General features: G+C 63.0%; 17 protein-coding genes. 13 read left to right on the forward strand and 4 right to left on the reverse strand.

The window, feature by feature from the left end; genetic code table 11:
• Positions 1-4 precede the first annotated feature (4 nt).
• Both lpdA and PverR02_RS20400 read left to right on the forward strand, forming a co-directional pair.
• Entirely contained in the window at positions 5-1,384 is a 1,380-nt protein-coding gene (lpdA, locus tag PverR02_RS20395) for a dihydrolipoyl dehydrogenase (RefSeq protein WP_046487274.1), read from the forward strand.
• 205 nt (positions 1,385-1,589) lie between these two features.
• Complete coding sequence (locus PverR02_RS20400) at positions 1,590-2,609, forward strand: branched-chain amino acid aminotransferase (RefSeq protein ID WP_017847503.1); 1,020 nt, start codon at positions 1,590-1,592, stop codon at positions 2,607-2,609.
• A gap of 129 nt (positions 2,610-2,738) precedes the next feature.
• Here PverR02_RS20400 and PverR02_RS20405 read toward each other — a convergent pair whose 3' ends face one another.
• A complete protein-coding gene (locus tag PverR02_RS20405) occupies positions 2,739-3,632 on the reverse strand; it encodes a GNAT family acetyltransferase (protein WP_017847504.1) in 894 nt (297 codons plus the stop codon).
• 250 nt (positions 3,633-3,882) lie between these two features.
• Here PverR02_RS20405 and ctlX point away from each other — a divergent pair, with 250 nt between their 5' ends.
• From ctlX to PverR02_RS20440, 7 genes are all read left to right on the forward strand, one after another.
• Positions 3,883-4,809, forward strand: coding sequence for a citrulline utilization hydrolase CtlX (ctlX, locus tag PverR02_RS20410; RefSeq protein ID WP_046382802.1), 927 nt, complete (start codon positions 3,883-3,885; stop codon positions 4,807-4,809).
• 16 nt (positions 4,810-4,825) lie between these two features.
• The gene (locus tag PverR02_RS20415; protein WP_046382801.1) at positions 4,826-5,872 is read left to right on the forward strand and encodes an ornithine cyclodeaminase; all 1,047 of its coding nucleotides are present in this window, start codon (positions 4,826-4,828) and stop codon (positions 5,870-5,872) included.
• 254 nt (positions 5,873-6,126) lie between these two features.
• On the forward strand, positions 6,127-6,906 hold the full coding sequence (locus PverR02_RS20420) for an ABC transporter substrate-binding protein (protein ID WP_046382800.1): 780 nt from the start codon (positions 6,127-6,129) through the stop codon (positions 6,904-6,906).
• 106 nt (positions 6,907-7,012) lie between these two features.
• Complete coding sequence (locus PverR02_RS20425) at positions 7,013-7,714, forward strand: ABC transporter permease (protein ID WP_057005601.1); 702 nt, start codon at positions 7,013-7,015, stop codon at positions 7,712-7,714.
• Positions 7,711-8,424 (forward strand): ABC transporter permease, encoded by a 714-nt coding sequence (locus PverR02_RS20430; RefSeq protein ID WP_046382798.1) that lies wholly within the window; start codon positions 7,711-7,713, stop codon positions 8,422-8,424. The genes PverR02_RS20425 and PverR02_RS20430 overlap by 4 nt, the downstream gene beginning before the upstream one ends.
• Positions 8,425-8,427: 3 nt before the next feature.
• Entirely contained in the window at positions 8,428-9,267 is an 840-nt protein-coding gene (locus PverR02_RS20435; protein WP_079444262.1) for an ABC transporter ATP-binding protein, read from the forward strand.
• 5 nt (positions 9,268-9,272) lie between these two features.
• On the forward strand, positions 9,273-9,770 hold the full coding sequence (locus PverR02_RS20440) for an Lrp/AsnC family transcriptional regulator (protein ID WP_029296543.1): 498 nt from the start codon (positions 9,273-9,275) through the stop codon (positions 9,768-9,770).
• A 475-nt stretch (positions 9,771-10,245) separates the two neighbouring features.
• Here the strand turns inward: PverR02_RS20440 and PverR02_RS20445 are convergent, their stop codons facing one another.
• The 3 genes from PverR02_RS20445 to PverR02_RS20455 form a co-directional block, all read right to left on the reverse strand.
• The gene (locus tag PverR02_RS20445; protein WP_407691829.1) at positions 10,246-11,424 is read right to left on the reverse strand and encodes an integrase core domain-containing protein; all 1,179 of its coding nucleotides are present in this window, start codon (positions 11,422-11,424) and stop codon (positions 10,246-10,248) included.
• A gap of 501 nt (positions 11,425-11,925) precedes the next feature.
• On the reverse strand, positions 11,926-13,263 hold the full coding sequence (locus PverR02_RS20450) for a lysine N(6)-hydroxylase/L-ornithine N(5)-oxygenase family protein (RefSeq protein ID WP_079444264.1): 1,338 nt from the start codon (positions 13,261-13,263) through the stop codon (positions 11,926-11,928).
• 119 nt (positions 13,264-13,382) lie between these two features.
• Complete coding sequence (locus PverR02_RS20455) at positions 13,383-13,865, reverse strand: sigma-70 family RNA polymerase sigma factor (protein ID WP_079444265.1); 483 nt, start codon at positions 13,863-13,865, stop codon at positions 13,383-13,385.
• A 255-nt stretch (positions 13,866-14,120) separates the two neighbouring features.
• Between PverR02_RS20455 and PverR02_RS20460 the strand changes: the two genes are divergently transcribed.
• From PverR02_RS20460 to PverR02_RS20475, 4 genes are all read left to right on the forward strand, one after another.
• On the forward strand, positions 14,121-15,296 hold the full coding sequence (locus tag PverR02_RS20460; protein ID WP_017847510.1) for an efflux RND transporter periplasmic adaptor subunit: 1,176 nt from the start codon (positions 14,121-14,123) through the stop codon (positions 15,294-15,296).
• Positions 15,293-17,263, forward strand: coding sequence for a MacB family efflux pump subunit (locus PverR02_RS20465; RefSeq protein ID WP_079444266.1), 1,971 nt, complete (start codon positions 15,293-15,295; stop codon positions 17,261-17,263). Before PverR02_RS20460 ends, PverR02_RS20465 begins: the two co-directional genes overlap by 4 nt.
• Complete coding sequence (locus PverR02_RS20470) at positions 17,256-18,671, forward strand: efflux transporter outer membrane subunit (RefSeq protein WP_079444267.1); 1,416 nt, start codon at positions 17,256-17,258, stop codon at positions 18,669-18,671. Before PverR02_RS20465 ends, PverR02_RS20470 begins: the two co-directional genes overlap by 8 nt.
• 136 nt (positions 18,672-18,807) lie before the next feature.
• Positions 18,808-20,427: an alpha/beta fold hydrolase gene (locus PverR02_RS20475; protein WP_079444268.1), complete on the forward strand. Its 1,620-nt coding sequence runs from the start codon at positions 18,808-18,810 to the stop codon at positions 20,425-20,427.
• Positions 20,428-20,524 lie beyond the last annotated feature (97 nt).

Here is a 20,524-nt window from a genome sequence, read left to right on the forward strand (position 1 = left end):
GGGCATGACTCAGACATTGCACACCACCCTGCTGATCATCGGCGGCGGCCCTGGCGGTTATGTGGCGGCGATCCGCGCCGGCCAGTTGGGCATCCCGACCATCCTCGTGGAAGGCCAGGCGCTGGGCGGCACCTGCCTGAATATCGGCTGCATCCCGTCCAAGGCCTTGATCCACGTGGCCGAACAGTTCCAGCAGACCGTACACCACAGCCAGGGCTCCCAACTGGGCATCGAAGTGGATGTGCCGACCCTGGACATCCGCAAAAGCGTGGCTTGGAAAGACGCCATCGTCGACCGCCTGACCAGCGGGGTTGCCGCGCTGCTGAAGAAACACAAGGTGCAGGTCATCCACGGGTGGGCCCAGGTGGTGGACGGCAAGACCGTCGACGTCGACGGCCAGCGTATCCAGTGCGAACACCTGCTGCTGGCCACCGGCTCGAAAAGCGTCAACCTGCCGATGCTGCCGATCGGCGGGCCGATCATCTCGTCCACCGAAGCCCTGGCGCCGACCCGCGTGCCCAAGCGCCTGATTGTGGTGGGTGGCGGTTATATCGGCCTGGAACTGGGGATTGCCTACCGCAAGCTGGGCGCCGAAGTCAGCGTGGTCGAAGCGCAGGAGCGTATCCTGCCAGCCTACGACGCCGAGCTGACCCAGCCGGTGGCCGAGTCGCTCAAGCAATTGGGTGTGAAGCTGTACCTCAAGCACAGCGTCACCGGCTTTGAGCACAACCGCCTGCAAGTGCGCGACCCGAAGGGCGACACCGTGTCGCTGGAGACCGATCAGGTGCTGGTCGCCGTCGGTCGCACCCCCAACACCCGGGGCTGGAACCTCGAAGCGCTGGACCTGGAGATGCACGGCGCGGCGGTCAGGATCGACCACCGCTGCCAGACCAGCATGCGCAATGTGTGGGCCATCGGCGACCTCAGCGGCGAGCCGATGCTCGCGCACCGGGCCATGGCCCAGGGCGAAATGGTCGCCGAACTGATCAGCGGTCAACACCGCGAATTCAACCCGGCGGCGATCCCGGCCGTGTGCTTTACCGACCCGGAGTTGGTGGTGGTCGGCAAGTCGCCCGACGAGGCCAAGGCGGCGGGGCTGGACTGCATCGTGTCGAGCTTCCCGTTCGCGGCCAATGGCCGGGCCATGACCCTGGAGTCGAAAAGCGGCTTCGTGCGGGTGGTGGCGCGGCGTGACAATCATCTGATTGTCGGCTGGCAGGCGGTTGGCGTCGGCGTGTCCGAGCTGTCCACCGCCTTTGGGCTGAGCCTGGAAATGGGCGCACGCCTGGAAGACGTGGCCGGCACCATCCACGCCCACCCGACCCTCGGCGAAGCCGTCCAGGAAGCCGCCCTAAGGGCGTTGGGTCACCCCCTCCACCTGTAAAAAACGCAACCCCCCGTGGAAGCGGGCTTTTGTGGGAGGGGGCTTGCCCCCGATAGCGGTGGGCCAGTCAACGCATGTGCCGACTGGCGCGCCCTCATCGGGGGCAAGCCCCCTCCCACAAAAGCCCGCTCCCACATGAAGCAAGAATGCAGTATTGTTGCGCCCATTCAGAAAAAAACCGACTTGACCAGAGATAGAGGGTGTCATGGGTAACGAAAGCATCAATTGGGACAAGCTGGGTTTTGACTACATCAAGACCGACAAGCGGTTTATCCAGACCTGGAAAAACGGCGAGTGGCAAGCGGGCACCCTGACCGAAGACAACGTGCTGCACATCAGCGAGGGCTCCACCGCCCTGCACTACGGCCAACAGTGCTTTGAAGGCCTCAAGGCCTATCGCTGCAAGGACGGCTCGATCAACCTGTTCCGCCCGGACCAGAACGCCGCGCGCATGCAGCGCAGTTGCGGTCGCCTGTTGATGCCGCAAGTGCCGACCGAAGCCTTCATCGACGCCTGCAAGCAAGTGGTTCGTGCCAACGAGCGGTTCATCCCGCCGTATGGCAGCGGCGGCGCGCTGTACCTGCGCCCGTTCGTGATCGGCACCGGTGACAACATCGGCGTGCGTACCGCGCCGGAGTTCATCTTCTCGGTGTTCGCGATCCCGGTCGGCGCCTACTTCAAGGGCGGCCTGGTGCCGCACAACTTCCAGATCTCCGGCTACGACCGCGCCGCGCCACACGGCACCGGCGCCGCCAAGGTCGGTGGCAACTACGCCGCCAGCCTGCTGCCAGGTTCCGAAGCGAAAAAAGCCGGCTTCGCCGACAGCATCTACCTGGACCCGGCCACGCACTCGAAGATCGAGGAAGTCGGTTCGGCCAACTTCTTCGGGATCACCCGAGACAACAAGTTCATCACGCCGAAGTCGCCTTCGGTACTGCCAGGCATCACCCGCATGTCGCTGATCGAACTGGCCAAGACCCGCCTGGGCCTGGAAGTGGTCGAAGGCGAAGTGTTCATCGACCAACTGGATATCTTCCAGGAAGCCGGTGCCTGCGGGACGGCTGCCGTGATCTCGCCGATCGGCGGCATCGAGTACCAGGGCAAACTGCACGTGTTCTACAGCGAGACCGAAGTCGGCCCGATCACCCAGAAGCTCTATAAAGAGCTGACCGGCGTGCAATCTGGCGACGTCGAAGCGCCAGAAGGCTGGATCGTCAAGGTCTAACCCCGCCACACCGCAAAACCCTGTAGGAGGGGGCTTGCCCCCGATAGCGGAGTGTCAGTCACTGGAGGTATCGACTGACCCACCGTCATCGGGGGCAAGCCCCCTCCCACATTTGATCTGCGATCATTCTCAGGATTGAGTCGGGATATTTTCCACCATCTTCTTGCCCATGCTGATCCTTGGCTCCACCCCGTACCCCAACGCCTCGTAGAACCCCACCACCGTGTCATTGCCGCCGGTGATCTGCAGGTTGATCTTCATACACCCCAAGGCGCTCAAGGCCTGCTCCGCATGCCGCACCAGCGACGCACCCAGCCCTTGCCGGCGATAGTCGGCGCGCACCGCCACCGAATACAACCAACCACGATGCCCGTCGTACCCCGCCAGAACAGTACCGATCACGACGTTCTTATCCGTCGCCACGAAGAACAGCCCGTCATTGACCGCCAGCTTCTTATCGATCGCCAGGGTCGGCAGGTTGTGCGCGGTGTCATAACCAAAAGCGTCCTGCCACAACGTAACCACCTGCGCCCGGTGCAGACGGTCGCGGTAGACGCCGATAGGGTGGCGCGACGACAGCGCTTTCTCCATCACCAACGTGCGCTCGTTGCCATGGTAGACGTCGCGCACGGTGTGAAAGCCCAGTTTGGTATAGAACGACTCGGCGCTCAGCGAAGACGGCACGTTCAACACCGTCACCCCAGCCTCGCGGGCGCGCAATTCGATTTCGATCATCAGCAGCCGACCGATGCCCTGCCCTTGCAGCGCCGGGTTGACGAACACCGAGCGCACCACATTACCGTCAAGAGAAGCGGTGGCGACGATCACTTCGTCCTGAACCGCCACCAGCACCGACCGGCGCCGGAGCAGTTCAAGCACCGCATCGGGTGTGAAGTTGCCCGCCACCCGGGCGATCACATCCGCCGGGTAATCCCGCGCATTGCTGCTGTGCAAGGCGGCGAGGATGACCCGGCTGATCCCATCTGCATCGGCGGCCTGGGCAATACGAACGGCGATAGACATGCACTCTCCTTCCTGACTCGGATACCACAACCACCCCCATACTAATGTGGGAGCTGGCTTGCCTGCGATAGCGCTCCGTCAGCCAACCTATCCGCCACCGCTTGATCGCATTCCAGCCCGCACAGCCGATTCGGCTGCCACACCCCACTTTTCAGCTTTCCCGGCTGAGCGCCGCCTCGGTTTCAGCCGGGATTCCTCCGTCAGCCCGCACAAAATAGCTCCACTGCTCAACCCATGGATTCGTGCCCCCATGCAAACCACCAACACCGTCCTGATGATTCGCCCGGCGCGCTTTGCCTTCAACCCGGACACCGCGATCAACAACCGTTTCCAACGCCAGCCCCTCGACCCGCTCGACGCACAGCACAAAGCGCTGGAAGAGTTCGACGGCTATGTCGACACCCTGCGCCGGCATGGCGTCGAAGTCCTGGTCGTGCAGGACACCCCGGCACCGCACACCCCCGACTCGATCTTCCCCAACAACTGGTGGAGCAGCCACGCCGACGGCAGCCTGGTGCTCTACCCGATGGAAGGCCAGAACCGCCGATTGGAGCGCAACAAGGGCGTGCTGCACGTCCTCGAACAGCGTTTTGCAATCAAGGACACCATTGACCTCAGCCATCTCGAACAACAGAACATCTTCCTCGAAGGCACCGGCAGCATGGTGCTCGACCGCCAACACCGGATCAGCTACGCCTGCCACTCCGGGCGCACCCACCACGACGCCCTGCGCCAGTTCGCCGAACGCCTCGACTACCAGCTCTGCGTGTTCCACGCCGTCGACCGCCACCACGCGCCGATCTACCACAGCAACGTGATGATGAGCGTCGGCCGCAACCTCTCGGTGGTGTGCCTGCAAGCCCTGCCGGACGCCGACGAACGCCAGGCCCTGGAGCATTCCCTGCGCGACACCGGCAAGGACATCCTCGCCCTCGATTTCGACCAGTTGGAAGCCTTCGCCGGCAACATGCTCGAAGTCCACGACCGCGACGGCCAGCCGCTGCTGGTGATGTCCGCCAGCGCCTGGAACGCCCTGCAACCCGCGCAGCGCCGGCATGTGGAACGCCACACGCGGCCGGTGGTGGTGAACATCGACAACATCGAACGCATCGGCGGCGGCAGTGCCCGCTGCATGCTCGCGGAAGTGCATCTGCCCGCCCGCGCCACCTTCCAATAACTACAGGAGCCACTCCATGACCCGCTATATCGACGTCAACGACCTCAGCTACCTGGTCTCGCAAAAAGGCCTGCAAACCTGCATCACCGAGATGGCCGAGTACATCCGCGCCGACTACCTGCGCTGGCAGGATTTCGAGAAATGTGCGCGCCTGGCCAACCACTCGCCGGAGGGCGTGATCGAACTGATGCCGGTGTCCGACGCGTCGCTGTATGCCTTCAAATACGTCAACGGCCACCCGAAAAACACCCTGGCCGGCATGCTCACCGTGATGGCCTTCGGCGCCTTGGGCGATGTGGACACCGGCCGGCCGCTGCTGCTGGCGGAAATGACCCTGACCACCGCGATTCGCACCGCCGCCACCTCGGCCCTGGTCGCACGCTACCTGGCCCGGGACAACAGCCGCAGCATGGCGCTGATCGGCAACGGTTCGCAAAGCGAATTCCAGGCCCTGGCCTTCCACACCCTGCTGGGCATCAATGAAATCCGCCTGTTCGACATCGACGCCAGGGCCACCGCCAAGCTGGCGGCCAACCTCAAGGCGTTCCCGGCAATCAAGGTGATCCTGGCCGCCAGCGTGGCCGAAGCGGTGAAAGGCGCGGACATCGTCACCACCGTCACCGCCGACAAGGCCTACGCGACCATCCTCACCGACGAGATGATCGAACCCGGCATGCACCTCAACGCCGTGGGCGGCGATTGCCCGGGCAAGACCGAACTGGACCGACGCATCGTCGAGCGTGCGCGGGTGATCGTCGAATACGAACCGCAGAGCCGCATCGAAGGTGAAATCCAGCACATGCCGGCCGATTCGCCGGTCACCGAACTGTGGCAAGTGATCAACGGCCAGGCGCCCGGCCGCGAGAATGCGCGCCAGGTCACCCTGTTCGACTCGGTGGGTTTTGCCATCGAAGACTATTCGGCGCTGCGCTACGTGCTGGACGTGGCCAAGGCGCTGGACGTCGGCAGCGAACTGGAACTGGTGCCCGACCTGGCCGACCCGAAAGACCTGTTCGCACGCCTGGCCCAACCTCCGCGCGTACAGCACAAAAAGCGCGCCTGAAACCGCTCTGGCCTGCCGCTTTGCGCCGAGGGCAGGCCAGAACCACGACGATCAAAAGCCGATTCAGCGGGTGCCGCAGCCGATTCCGCTGCATTGCCTGTTTTAACAGCGCAATTCGCGCTTTGAGCACGGGGTAAACGACACAAAAAACGCACCACCTTGAAGCATTCTGAGCGCGACCGAAGAGTCAGCAAATGAATGCGCGCTGCTCCTTTGACTGCCCTGACATCAATTACAAAATATAGGGACTCCACATGACGCCACTCCGCTCATTGTTCGCTGCGTTGCTATTGCCGCTGTGCGCCAGCGCCGCCCACGCCCAAGACTGGAAAGAAATCCGCTTCGGCGTATTCCCCGAATACCCACCCTTCGAGTCCGTCGCCGCCGATGGCAGCCTGCAAGGCTTCGATATCGAGCTGGGCAACGCGATCTGCGCCAAGCTCGAAGTCAAATGCACCTGGGTGCATAACGAATTCGACGGCATGATCCCCGCCCTGCGCGCGCGCAAGTTCGACGCGATCATGTCCTCCATGGCCGTGACCCCGGCGCGGGAAAAACAGATCGACTTCACCGACCGCCTGTTCCTCAGCCCCACCTCGGTGATCACCCGCAAGAACGCCGACTTCGGCGACACGCCGGAATCCCTCAAGGGTAAACAGGTCGGCGTGCTGCAGGGCTCGTTGCAGGAAGCCTACGCCCGCGCGCACCTGGCCAAGCTCGGCGCCCAGATCAAGGCGTACCAGTCCCAGGACCAGAACTACGCCGACCTGCAAAACGGCCGCCTCGACGCCACCCTGACCGACAAACTCGAAGCCCAGCTCAACTTCCTGTCCAAGCCCGAAGGCGCCGACTTCAAGACCGGCCCGGCCTTCAAGGACCCGACGCTGCCCCTGGACATCGCCATGGGCCTGCGCAAGAACGACCAGGAACTGCGCGCGCTGATCAACAAGGGCATCGCCGCCGTACAGGCCGATGGCACCTACGCCCAGATCCAGAAGAAATACTTCGGCGATCAAGACATCTACAACGAGTAAGCCAACACCGCCCCTGTGAGAGAAGACTTGTGTGGGAGGGGGCAATCCCCCTCCCCCAAAAGCCCGCTCCCCCAGGGGTCTGTCTGCGCCCTTTAGAGATCTCCCCATGAACGAATTCCTCAACCTGCAGGGCTACGGCCCGATGCTCGCCCAGGGCGCCTGGATGACGGTCAAGCTGGCGTTCCTCGCACTGGCCCTGAGCCTTGGCCTGGGCCTGATCGCCGCTGGCGCCAAACTCTCCAGCGTCAAACTGCTGCGGGTGCCGGCCACGCTCTACACCACGCTGATTCGCAGCGTGCCGGACCTGGTGCTGATCCTGCTGATTTTCTACAGCCTGCAACTGTGGCTGAACGACCTGACCGAAGCCTTCGGCTGGAACTACTTTGAAATCGACCCGTTTACCGCCGGGGTGGTCACCCTGGGGTTTATCTACGGCGCCTATTTCACCGAGAACTTTCGCGGCGCGATCCTCAGCGTGCCGGCCGGTCAACTGGAAGCCGCGACCGCCTATGGCCTGAGCCGCTGGCAGCGCTTTCGCCTGGTGCTGTTCCCGCAGTTGATGCGCTTCGCCCTGCCGGGGCTGGGCAATAACTGGCTGGTGTTGCTCAAGTCCACGGCGCTGGTGTCGATCATCGGCCTGTCCGACCTGGTCAAAGCCGCACAGAACGCCGGCAAGACCACCAACGAGCCGCTGTACTTCCTGATCCTCGCGGGCCTGGTGTACCTGGTGATCACCACCCTCTCCAACCGCATCTTCAAGCGCCTCGAACGGCGCTACAACCTCGGCATCAAGGGGATGGCGCGATGATCGAACTGTTCCAGCAATACGGCCTGGCCTACCTGTACAGCGACGGCGCGGGTGTGTCCGGGGTGGCGATGACCCTGTGGTTGTTCATCATCTCGGTGCTGTTCGGGTTTTTCCTGTCGATCCCCCTGGCGATCGCCCGCGTCTCGGAACACGCCTGGCTGCGCTGGCCGGTGGAGGTGTACACCTACCTGTTTCGCGGCACGCCGCTGTATATCCAACTGTTGATTTGCTACACCGGGCTGTACAGCCTGGAGGTGGTGCAGGACAACGCCCTGCTCAACCAGTTCTTCCGCAACGCGTTGAACTGCACGCTGCTGGCGTTCGTCCTCAACACCTGTGCCTACACCGTGGAAATCTTCGCCGGGGCGATCCGCAACATTCCCCATGGCGAAATCGAAGCGGCACGCGCCTATGGCCTGCACGGCTGGCGACTGAACCTGTTTGTGGTGGTGCCCGCCGCGCTGCGCCGTGCGTTGCCGGCCTACAGCAATGAAATGATCCTGATGCTGCACGCCACGTCGCTGGCGTTTACCGCCACCGTCGCCGACATCCTCAAGGTGGCCCGCGATGCGAATGCCGAGACGTTCCTGACGTTCCAGGCCTTCGGTATCGCCGCGCTGCTCTACATGCTGCTGTCCTTTGCACTGGTGGGCCTGTTTCGACTGGCCGAACGTCGCTGGATGCGTTTTCTTGTTCCTACCCGAGGCTAACCCATGAATCAGTCCGCGCAGGCCCTGGCCACTTATCCCGTCGATACACCCGCAGCCCCTATCGCCAAGGCGGCGACGGCGGCGGTCAAACTGCAAGTCGAAGGCATCCACAAACGCTACGGCGAACATGAAGTGCTCAAGGGCGTTTCCCTCAACGCACGCAACGGCGATGTGATCAGCCTGATCGGCGCCAGCGGCTCGGGCAAAAGCACGATGCTGCGCTGCATCAACTTTCTCGAACAGCCGGACGCCGGGGTCATCACCCTGGACGGCATCAGCATCGAAATGCGCCAGGGCCGCGCCGGCACCCGCGCACCGCACCAGGCGCAACTGCAGAACCTGCGCACACGCCTGGCCATGGTGTTCCAGCATTTCAACCTGTGGAGCCACATGACCGTACTGGAAAACATCACCATGGCCCCGCGCCGGGTGTTGGGCGTGAGTGCGGCCGAGGCGGAACGACGTGCGCGGCTGTACCTGGACAAGGTCGGCTTGCCGGGCCGGGTGGCGGATCAATACCCGGCGTTTCTGTCCGGCGGCCAGCAGCAGCGCGTCGCCATCGCCCGCGCCTTGGCGATGGAACCGGAAATCATTCTGTTCGACGAACCGACCTCCGCCTTGGACCCTGAGCTTGTAGGAGAAGTCCTCAAAGTCATACAGACGTTGGCTGAGGAAGGTCGTACCATGTTGATGGTCACCCACGAAATGGGCTTTGCCCGCCAGGTGTCCAGCCAAGTGCTGTTTTTGCACCAGGGCCGCGTCGAAGAACAAGGCGGTGCCGAAATTCTCGACCATCCCAACAGCGAACGCTTGCAGCAATTTCTTTCCAACCGCTTGAAGTGAAACCCATGGATACCAAGGCCAACGGACCCCATTCCTCCCCTGCGCTGGATCGCATCGATGAGGCGATCATCGACGTGCTGCGGCATCAGGGACGTATCACCTACGAGAAGCTCTCGTCGCTGGTGCATCTGACCCCCAGGCCCTGCCTGGAACGGGTGCGCAAGCTCGAACGGCGCGGGGTGATCCGCGGGTACGGGGCGATCATCGACGTGCAGATGGTCTCACCGGGGCTGTCGCTGCTGGTGCTGGTGGCCTTGTCCAACCAGAGCGGGCGCTCGGCGCAAAAGGCCTTCGAAGCCTGCGTCAAAGCCTGCCCGCAGGTGTTCGAATGCCAGTTGATCAGCGGGCCGTTCGACTACAGCCTGCGCATGCGTTGCCGGGATATGGAACATTACCGAGTGCTGACGGAGACCTGGTTGAACAACGATGAGTTGCACATCGACAAATTGGTGGCCCACCCCGAACTCGCGGTAGTCAAAAACACCGCCACCGAACTGGCCTGACCCCCAGACACCGAAGATCAAATGTGGGAGGGGGCTTGCCCCCGATGGCAATTTGTCAGCTACCAATTAGTTGACTGATACACCGCCATCGGGGGCAAGCACCCTCCCACATTTGGATCTCCGTGGATCAGATAGGGCTCATTCTGCTCTTGGGCGCGGCCTTATTAGCCGACCACATCCTGGAAGCCGAACGCGGTCAAAAGTGTGGGAGGGGGCTTGCCCCCGATTGCAATCTGTCAGCTACAAATTAGTTGACTGATACACCGCCATCGGGGGCAAGCCCCCTCCCACATTTGGATCTCCGTGGATCAGATAGGGCTCATTCTGCTCTTGGCCGCGGCCTTATAGCCGACCACATCCTGGAAGCCGAACGCGGTCGAGAGTGTGGGAGGGGGCTTGCCCCCGATTGCAATCTGTCAGCTACAAATTAGTTGACTGATACACCGCCATCGGGGTGTACAGACGGAGACATCCTTTACAAACGAGACCGGGGACATCCTTTACGTTTCTGGGTGCTGGACAGCCGGCTTGCACCGCTGTCTAGCCTACCCAGTGGATAGTTACATAGGTACATGTCCCACACGTTGTCGTCCACTTCTCGCAGTCCAACGGACTCTCCTACCAGTGACTCACTCAAAAAGATCATCCTGCCCCTCCACTTCATTGATCCGTCGGTTCTGACTTTGCGTACCTCCATATCCGCTCCATATTCGGCAGGAGGTACCCAGCCTGTATAGATCCTTGGCGATTTATCGTACAGATCGTTCGGCACTTTCATACCCAACGCCTCGTGCGGCCGATCATGATTGAATTCCTGTCGAAATCGTTCAAACGCCAACTGCTGCTGGACCATATTGGCTTCTGGCGTCTTCAGTAACGCGGCCTTGAGTGAGCGATGCATACGCTCATGCCGCCCGTTCTGATCGGGTCGCCCCGGCTGAATACGCTCTGGGTAGATACCCAGTCGTATCCACCATACGGCCAGACTCGAGAGCCTGTTGAGGCCGGTTGAAGCGAAGGGTGAACCGTTGTCAGTCCTGATGACGTCAGGCAGACCATACTCGCGAAAAGCCCAGTCAAAACCCTCGCGGGCCCCGGCCACACTGGGCTGAGCACGACACAACAATATGAATCTGCTGGCCTGATCCGTGAGTGTCAGCGGGTAACAGCGTCGGCCATCCTCCATTAAAAAGTCGCCTTTGAAGTCAGCGGCCCACGTTTGATTGGGGAGGTCTGCCGGGCGAAGTTTGACGGGGCCGGTAGGCGGACGATTGCGCTTGCGCCGCTCTTGGACCAGTCCCGCTCGTTTGAGCCATTCCCCCGCCGTGCTGGGTGCCGGCCAATGACATTCCGGATAGCGATTGGACAGGACCTTGACCAGCTTTTTGGGGCCCCAGTCATGGTGTTGATGCTTGAGCTCAATTAGAGCAGCAATATGTGCATCGCACGTTTGAAAAGGGCTTGAGAGTGGACGGCGTGAAGCCTCCTTGAGCCCGTCCAAGCCCGCAGTGGCGTACCGTTGCAGCCACTTGTCCAAGGTCGGTCGACTAATGCCGTAGCTCAATGCCAGTTGACGTTTTGAATAGGCGCCGGACAGCCAGTCGCCTATCAATCTGACTTTTTGGTCCATAGGGGACTCTCGATTCCATGACATGGCCAGTTACCTCCTGGCCATGATTAATACATGTAAACGATGTCTCCGGTTTCAAACGTAAAGGATGTCTCCGGTCTGTACCGGGGCAAGCCCCCTCCCACATTTGGATCTCCGTGGATCAGATAGGGCTCATTCTGCTCTTGGCCGCGGCCTTATAGCCGACCACATCCTGGAAGCCGAACGCGGTCAAAAGTGTGGGAGGGGGCTTGCCCCCGATTGCAATCTGTCAGCTACCAATTAGTTGACTGATACACCGCCATCGGGGGCAAGCCCCCTCCCCCATTTGGATCTCCGTGGATCAGATAGGGCTCATTCTGCTCTTGGCCGCGGCCTTATTAGCCGACCACATCCTGGAAGCCGAACGCGGTCAAGAGTGTGGGAGGGGGCTTGCCCCCGATTGCAATCTGTCAGCTACAAATTAGTTGACTGATACACCGCCATCGGGGGCAAGCCCCCTCCCACATTTTCTACCCCGCCTCCAAAAGTCGCTACAAGCGTTCATCAGCTCGCCGTAGCAAGCAGCAAATCCTGCACCGAACGCCCCTGCCCACGGTGGCGATCATGCGCGTACAACGATGCGGCAATCTCATCCGCCCGGATCGGCAGCACCGACAGCAAGGTATCGCTCAACCCATGGCTGGCCTGGCTGAAACCCTGGATGTAGATGCCGGCCTTGCACCGCTCATCCGTCACGATGCGATAGTCGCGGCTGACTTCGAAGTCGCTCATGTAGGCCTGCAGCGGCGCCAGCAACTCGCGGTGCATCTGGCGCTCGTAGCCAGTGGCCAGGATCACCGCGTCGTAATGGCTGACGCTGGTTTCGCCGTTGGCGTTATTGCGCAGGGTCAACTCGATGCCCAACGGACCGGCGCTGACGTTCTCGACCACGGTCATGGTGCGGAAGGCCTGGCGCGCGGTGCCGGAGACTTTCTGGCGATAGAAGATGCCATAGATGCGCTCGATCAACTCCAGGTCAACCACCGAATAGTTGGTGTTCTGGTACTCGGCGATCAGCCGCTCACGCTCGGCGCCGACCTGCTGGAACACCAGGTCGGTAAAGGCCGGCGAAAACACTTCGTTGACGAACGGGCTGTCATCCGCCGGTTTCAGCGCCGAGCCGCGGAGGATCATATCGACTTGTACCGCCGGGAAGCCGTCGTTCAAATCGATGAACGCTTCGGCCGCGCTCTGGCCGCCGCCGATCACCGCGATACGCATCGCCTTGCCCTGCACGCAAGGTTGCTGGGCCATGCGCGCCAGGTACTGGGAATGGTGGAACACGCGGGGGTCATCCTTGAACGCCTTGAACACGTCGGGCACGCGCGGCGTGCCGCCGGCGCTGACCACCACCGAACGGGTGGTGCGGACATGCTGTTCACCCAACGCATCGCGGGAAATCACGCGCAGTGCTTCAACCTGCTGCTGATGCAGGATCGGTTCGATGGCCAGCACTTCCTCGCCGTAGCGGCTCTGGGCCTGGAACTGCCCGGCGACCCAGCGCAGGTAGTCGTTGAACTCCATGCGGCACGGATAGAACGTGCCAAGGTTGATGAAATCGACCAGACGGTTGTGGGCTTTCAGGTAGTTGACGAAGGAATATGGGCTGGTGGGGTTGCGCAGGGTCACCAAGTCCTTGAGGAACGAAATCTGCAGTTCGCTCTGGGTCACCAGGGTATTGCCGTGCCAACGGTAGTCGGCCTGCTTGTCGAGAAACAGCACGTCCAGTTTGCCCTGGGCCTTTTCGCGCTCCTGCAGGGCGATGGCCAGCGCCAGGTTCGAAGGGCCGAAACCGATACCGATCAAGTCGTGAACCGCGGGCGAAGCAATTGCCTGTGTCATTCCAGTGTCCTCTGGATAAGCCCCTTGGCGGTGGGGCGGGAATACCTTCACGACCTGCACAACAGGTCATGTGTTGATAGGAAACGAGGACAATGAATTAAAATTTAACCACTCGACGCTCAGGGTGCGTCCCACTCGCGCATCCGCACCCGACAGTGCTTCATCGCATTGACGATGTGTTTTTCCACCAGGCTGCGGGAAATCCCCAGGCGCTCGGCAATCTGCGCGTGGGACAGGCCGTCGAGCTTGCGCAGCAGGAAGCTGTCGCGGCAGACCGCCGGCAACTCGGCCAAGGCGCGTTCGAGCATCTGCAGGCGCTGAGTGTGATCGTGGGTGGCGTGGGGCGAAGCGTTGGTGAAGCGCTCTTCGGCGTCCAGCACCTCCAGCGGCTCGACCTGACGCAAGGCGTTGCGTCGATGGCCGTCGATCACCAGGTTCAGCGCGGTACGGTACAAAAAGGCGCGGGGCTGGTCGATGGGGGTGTCACTGGCGCGTTCCAGCACCCGCACATAAGCGTCATGCACCACATCTTCGGCCACCTGGCGGTTGCCCAGCTTGGCGTTGAGGAAACACACCAGCTCGCGATAGTAGTTTTCCAACATGACTCCCGACCACCTGACGGCGGTATTAGGTCCTTGAATGCTTAAAAAGACAGCCCATGAGTGATGGCAGTTTGGGTAAGTGCAATTTATAGTAATTCTCATCTACTTTTAAAGAAGACTTGCTCCAGCGGGCAATTTTTTTACTCGCCAGCACTGTAACTACTTGTGAAACAGCCTAAATCTTCGGGCCATGCTCTCGTTTAACTGTCAGCCCCCCGCAACTGCGGTCCGAACTTTCCTGGCTGGAACCAACCCATGAAACGCCCTCGACCTGCCCGACACGCCCTGCTGGTTGTGGCGTGCCTGATCCCTGTTATCGGCATCGCCGCCTGGCAATTGCAGCCGCCGGGGCGCGATAGCCTGGCCACCGTTACCGTGACCCGCGGCAACATTGAAAACAGCGTCACCGCCCTGGGCACTCTGCAACCGCGACGCTATGTGGATGTGGGCGCCCAGGCGTCCGGGCAGATCCGCAAGATCCATGTCGAAGCCGGCGATCAGGTGCAGGAAGGCCAGTTGCTGGTAGAGATCGACCCCTCGACGCAAAAAGCCAAGCTCGACGCCAGCCGCTACGCCATCGAAAACCTCAAGGCCCAATTGCAGGAGCAGAAAGCCCAGCACGCACTGGCGCGCCAGAAGTACCAGCGCCAGCAGCGCCTGGCCGCCGGCAACGCGACCCGCGAAGAGGACGTGCAAACCGCCAAGTCCGAACTGAGCGCCACCCAGGCGCGGGTCGACATGTTCCAGGCGCAGATTCTCCAGGCCCAGGCCAGCCTGCGCAGGGACGAGGCGGAATTGGGCTATACGCGCATCTATGCGCCGATGACCGGCACCGTGGTGGCGGTGGACGCACGGGTCGGCCAGACCCTCAATGCCCAGCAGCAAACGCCGCTGATCCTGCGCATCGCCAAGTTGTCACCGATGACCGTGTGGGCCGAGGTCTCGGAAGCCGATATCGGCCACGTCAAACCCGGTATGACCGCCTATTTCACCACCCTCAGCGGCGGCAACCGCCGCTGGACCAGCAGCGTGCGGCAGATCCTGCCGATCCCGCCCAAGCCGCTGAACGAAACCCAGGGCAGCGGCAGCCCCAGCAGTTCGAACAAGAGCGGCAGCGGCCGCGTGGTGCTGTACACCGTGCTGCTGGACGTGGACAACAGCGACAACGCCTTGATGGCCGAAATGACCACCCAGGTGTTTTTCGTCGCCGGCCAGGTCAAGGATGCGCTCACCGCGCCGGTCGCCGCCCTGCAAGACAGCACCAGCGCCGACCGGCAGACCGCCCGCGTGGTCGCGGAAAACGGCCGCATCGAAGAGCGCGTCGTGCGCCTGGGCATCAGCGACCGCCTGCGCGTCGAAGTGTTGGAAGGCCTCAGCGAAGGCGATCACCTGCTGATCGGGCCGGGCGACGGCAGCGGGGGGTTGAATTGAGCACGCCCCTGATCGAACTCAAGCACATCCGCAAATCCTACGGCGGCGGCGACAGCCCGCAGGTCGACGTATTGCGCGGCGTCGACCTGTCGATCCATGCCGGGGAATTCGTCGCCATCGTCGGCGCCTCGGGTTCCGGCAAATCCACGCTGATGAACATCCTCGGCTGCCTCGACCGCCCCACCGCCGGCGACTACCTGTTCGCCGGCGAAAACGTCGCGCACCTGGACAGCGACGCACTGGCCTGGCTGCGCCGCGAAGCCTTCGGCTTTGTGTTCCAGGGCTACCACTTGATCCCGTCGGCGTCGGCCCAGGAAAACGTCGAAATGCCGGCGATCTACGCCGGCATCAGCGCCGCCGAACGCCACGCCCGCGCCAGGGCCCTGCTCACGCGCCTGGGCCTGGCCGACCGCACCGGCAACCGTCCGCATCAACTGTCCGGCGGCCAGCAGCAACGGGTCTCCATCGCCCGCGCGCTGATGAACGGCGGGCATATCATCCTCGCCGACGAGCCCACCGGCGCCCTCGACAGCCACAGCGGCGCCGAGGTAATGCGCCTGCTCGACGAACTGGCCAGCCAGGGCCACGTGGTGATCCTGATCACCCACGACCGCGACGTGGCGGCGCGGGCCAACCGCATCATCGAAATTCGCGACGGCCTGATCATCAGCGACTCGGCCGACAACGCCCGCCACCGCCCGGCCAGCGCCGACAGCGCGGCGCTGCAAGCCGTCGACCTGCGCCAGCGCCTGGCCGAAGGCGCCGAGCACAACGGCGCGTGGAAGGCCGAACTGCTCGACGCCGTGCAGGCCGCCTGGCGCGTGATGTGGATCAACCGCTTCCGCACCGCCCTGACCCTGCTCGGGATCATCATCGGCGTGGCCTCGGTGGTGGTGATGCTGGCGGTGGGTGAAGGCAGCAAGCGCCAGGTCATGGCACAGATGGGCGCATTCGGCTCCAACATCCTCTACCTCAGCGGCTCTTCGCCCAACCCGCGCACGCCGCTGGGCATCGTGACCCTCAACGATGTCGCGGCATTGGCGACGCTGCCGCAGATCAAGCGGATCATGCCGGTCAACGGCAGCGACGCCGGCATCCGCTACGGCAACCTGGATTACCTGGCCTATGTGGGCGGCAACGACGTCAACTTTCCGCAGATCTTCAACTGGCCGGTGGTCGAGGGCAGTTACTTCACCGAAGCCGACGAGCGCGCCGGTGCCACGGTCGCCGTGATCGGCCACCGCATCCGCGAGAAACTGTTCAAGCAGGTCAGCCCGATCGGCCAATACATCCTCATCGAAAACGTGCCTTTCCAGGTGATCGGCGTGCTCGCGGAAAAGGGCTCCAGCTCCGGCAACAAAGACAGCGACGACCGCGTGGCCATTCCCTACTCCGCCGCCAGCGTGCGCCTGTTCGGCACGTACAACCCCGAATACGTGGTGATTGCCGCCGCCGATGCGCGCAAGGTGCGGGAAGCCGAACACGCCATCGACCAACTGATGCTGCGCCTGCATAACGGCAAGCGTGACTACCAACTGACCAACAACGCGGCAATGATCCAGGCCGAGGCGCGCACGCAAAACACGCTGTCGCTGATGCTCGGTTCGATCGCCGCGATTTCGCTGCTGGTGGGCGGCATCGGGGTGATGAACATCATGTTGATGACCGTGCGCGAACGCACCCGCGAAATCGGTATCCGCATGGCCACCGGCGCGCGCCAGCGCGACATCCTGCGCCAGTTCCTGACCGAGGCGCTGATGCTCTCGGTGGTTGGCGGCCTGTGCGGTATCGGCCTGGCGCTGTTGGTCGGCGGCGTACTGATGCTGGCCAAGGTCGCGGTGCAGTTTTCCCTGGTGGCGGTGCTCGGCGCGTTTGGCTGCGCACTGGTCACTGGCGTCGTATTCGGCTTTATGCCGGCCCGTAAAGCTGCCCGGCTCGATCCGGTTAAGGCGTTGACCAGTGAATAAACGATCTCCCGCCTCCCCCGTGTGCGTACTCGGCCTGTGCCTGCTGCTCAATGCCTGCGCCGCCAGCCTGCCCGCCGTCGACAGCGGCGTGGCAGCACCGACCGCCTGGCAGTACGCCGAGCGTGACGCCGCCCAACTCAACAACCAGCGCTGGTGGACGCAATTCGGCAGCCCGCAACTGAACCGCCTGATCGAACAGGCGCGCCGTGACAGTTTTGACGTGGCGGCCGCCGTCGCACGGGTGCGCCAGGCCCAAGCCACGGCAGTGATCGCCGGCGCACCGCTGTTGCCGGAAGTGAAGTTCAACCTGTCCACCAGCCATCAGAAGTTACTGCGCGGCCAGGGCGGGCCGGACCTGGACGCGACGCAAAGCAATGACACGGTCAACAGCTTCGGCGCCAACCTCAGCGCCAGTTATGAAGTGGATTTCTGGGGCGGCCGCGCGGCCGCGCGAGACAGCGCCCTGCACAGCCTGCGGGCCAGCGCGTCGGACCAGGCCACCGTGGAACTGACCCTGCTCAGCAACGTCGCCGACCGCTACGCGCAAACCCTCGCCGCACGCCAGCGCGAGCAGATCGCCGAGTTGAACCTGGCGAATGCACGCAATGTGCTGGAACTGGTGCAGACCCGCTACGACGCCGGTTCCGCCACGGCCCTGGAACTGGCCCAGCAGCAAAGCCTGGTCGCCAGCCAGCAACGGCAATTGCCGCTGATTCAACAACTGGCGCAAGAGTCGCGGATCACCCTCGCCGCCCTCCTCGGCCAGCCGGTCCAGGCGTTGGACCTGGGCACCGAGCCCTTCCAGGCCCTCACCTGGCCGCGCATCGGCTCGGGCGTGCCCAGCCAACTGCTGAGCCGGCGTCCCGACCTGGCCAAGGCCGAGGCCGAACTGGCGGCGGCGCAAGCGGATGTTCGCGTCGCCCGCGCGGCCATGCTGCCTGCGGTGACACTCGGCGCGACCTTCGGCTCCGACGCCGGCAAAGCCGTGGAGATCCTGCGCAGCCCGTATTACACGCTGACGGGCGGCCTGGTCGCACCGATCTTCAACAACGGCCGTTTAACCGCCGAACGGGACAAGGCCCGCGCGCGCCAGGACGAGCTGCTGCAGACCTATCGCGGGGCGATCATCAACGGTTTCGCCGATGTGGAAAAAGCCCTCAGCAACATCACACGCCTGGACCAGCAGCGCCAATGGCAAACGCAAGAGCTGCAGGCGGCGCAGAACGCCTTGCGCATCGCCGAAAGCCGCTACCAGGCGGGCGCCGAAGACTGGCTGAGCGTGCTGGACAGCCAGCGCACCCTGTACACGGCCCAGGACCTGAATGTGCAACTGCGCTTGTCGCGCCTGCAAGCCAGTATCGCCTTGTACAAAGCCTTGGGCGGCGGCTGGGAATCCGACATCCGATAAACGAAAGTCGCATTTCGTACACTCGCCGTTTTGTCCTCCTACATTTTTCCCCCCACGGTCCTTGGTAAAAAAGTCGTCCCGAATGAGCAGCCACAACAGTGGCTTCTTTTTCTCACACGACAGGCCAGGATCGCTGATGAACCCCCTTCCAGCTGCAAGCGCAATCACCTACCGTTGCCTGGTGCTGGTCGCAGCCCTGGCGCCCACCGGCGCTTACGCTGAAACGCCGCGCTCGCCGTTCGGCATCGAATGGTTCCTGGACTGCCCGCAGCCGGCGCTCGAACGCCTGGACCCGGAAGTCATCGAACGCACCCAATGCGGCATCGTCACCGCGCCCCTGGACCATGGGGCGCCAGAGCGTGGTCGCATCAGCTTCGACATCACCCGCGTCGGCGCCAAACTGCCGCTGTCACGCCAGGGCGCGATATTCGCCAACCCGGGGGGGCCCGGGCTCGACGCCGGCGGCGCCTTCGCCGTACACCTGGCCACCGTCTGGAAGCACTACGCGCGGCAACCCGACTGGGGCGACACTTACCGCCAGTTGGCCGATACCTATGATGTGATCGAAGTCACCCCGCGGGGCCTGGGCCGGCTGCCGGGCTCACGCCTGGAATGCCGCTCCGACGCGCGGATCGTGCCGCAAGCGGACGTCAGCGAAGACCGCAGCGCGGCCAACCTCGCCGCCGCGCGCCAGAATGCGCGGTTGATCGCCCAAGCCTGCGCCAGCCACCCGCTGACGCCTTATATCACCACCGAGCAAACCGCCCGCGACCTGGAATTTGTGCGCAAGCAATTGGGCGAGTTGCAGTTCAACTACCTGGGCAACGCCTACGGCACCTGGCTCGGCGCCTGGTACGGCGGCCTGTTTCCGGCGAACGTGGGGCGCATGGTGCTCGACTCGAACATCAACTGGACCTCCACGTTCGAGCACGCCAGCGTGATCGTCGCCAGCGAAAAGGAGAAGATTTTCGAGCGCTTCGTGGCCCAGGCCGCCGCCCTCGACCCTGGCGTGTATCAGCTGGGCGACACGCCGGCCGCCGTGCGCCGTGTGTTCATGGAACTGCTGCCCAGCGTGCGTACTGCACTGCGTTCCAGCAACCGTTTCTACAGCGACCCCGCCGGCCTGATGGGCGCCCATGTGCTCAGCCGCTGGCTGCGGGACACTCCCGACGGCGACGACCTGGCGCTGGAAACGCGTGCCCGCGCACACCGCTTCAGCCCCGACCCGGTGATTGAAGAGCGCGCCAAGTCGATGTTCAGCCTGCTGCTGCAACGCGTGCGCGAACCCTTGCAGGCCAACGTGCCCAAGCCCGGGCCGTTGCGCATGTCGGCCGCCGACTCGGTCAAAACCGCGATCCTGTGCAATGACTCGACCTACTCCAACGAAGACCTCTGGCAGCAGAAAGAAACCGAATCGCTCGCCAAGTACCCGGTCGCCGGCAGCGCCCTCGAGGCGCGCCAATGCACCACCTGGCCGCAACAACACAGCCGGGGCTTGCCGTACAAGGAACTCGCCCGGCTCGACAGTCTGCTGATGGTCCAGGCCGAATTCGACGACCAAACCCCGTCCACCGGCGCCGCCTGGGCCTTCGAGCGCACCTTCCCGGCGAGCCGCGTACAACTGAAGAACGCCTATGCCCACGGGGTTTCGTTCAGCGGCGTGAGTGCCTGTGTGAACCAGTGGGTGGGCGATTATCTGATGCATGGGAACAAACCGCCGCGCTCGACGGTGTGTACGGATGCCACTGTGCAATGAATCTCCGTTTGCGACCTTTCCACACCAGAAACGACACCCTGCGTTGACGCTACGGCCCAATCGTTATTAAGTGCTATTTATCCGCATTAATACGATA

This window comes from Pseudomonas veronii, from assembly GCF_002028325.1.
In the GTDB taxonomy this organism is placed as follows: Bacteria; Pseudomonadota; Gammaproteobacteria; order Pseudomonadales; family Pseudomonadaceae; genus Aquipseudomonas; species Aquipseudomonas veronii.